The organism is Rhizobium sp. SVR5-9E (assembly GCF_056755095.1).
Genome location: NZ_JBNDHS010000230.1, coordinates 1 through 769, shown reverse-complemented (window position 1 = coordinate 769; position 769 = coordinate 1). Strand labels below are relative to the sequence as shown.

1 protein-coding gene is annotated in these 769 nt (G+C 63.6%); it reads left to right on the top strand.

Annotation, left to right across the window (positions count from 1 at the left end):
* Window positions 1-113 precede the first annotated feature (113 nt).
* Window positions 114-769: SDR family NAD(P)-dependent oxidoreductase (locus tag ACPYOJ_RS34570; protein ID WP_481420258.1), on the top strand; the 656-nt coding region annotated here is incomplete at its 3' end.

The following is a 769-nucleotide window of genomic DNA, read 5'->3' as shown; positions in this document are numbered from 1 at the left end:
GCGACATGGCGAGCTACATCACCGGCGTCAACCTGATGGTCGACGGCGGATGGATGGCCGGCTGAGGCGATACGCCTGGTACGAACTGAAGAACAACCGAAAGGAAATAGACCATGGATCTTGGATTGAAGGGCAAGACGGCCCTCGTGCTGGGAGCCGGCGGCGGCCTTGGCGGGGCGATCGCAAAGACGCTTGCCGGGGAGCAGGCGCTGGTCGCCGTTGCCGATATCAACAAGGAAGCGGCGGAAAAGACCGTTGCCGACATCGGCACGAACGGCGGATCGGCAATGGCGCTCGAATGGGATCTGGCCAACCTTGGCGCCATCGAACCCAATCTTGCCGCCATTGAACAGCAGCTGGGTTCGGTCGACGTGCTGGTCAACATCACCGGCGGCCCGCCGCCGACGCTGGTGTCCGGCCAGAGCGTCGAAAGCTGGCGTAAGTATTTCGACAGCATGGTGCTGTCGGTGATCGCGATCAGCGACGCGGTGCTGCCGAAGATGCGGGAGAAGAAGTGGGGCCGCATCATTACCTCGACTTCCTCGGGTGTGGTCGCGCCGATCCCCAACCTCGGCCTTTCGAATTCCCTGCGCATGTCGCTTCTTGGATGGTCGAAGACCTTGGCCGGTGAAGTCGGCCGGGACGGCGTGACCGTCAACATCGTCCTGCCCGGCCGCGTTGCGACCCAGCGCATCACCTTCCTCGACGAGCAGAAGGCCAAGCGCGAGGGCAGGGCAGTCGAAGAGGTTTCGGCGGCGAGCACCGCGTC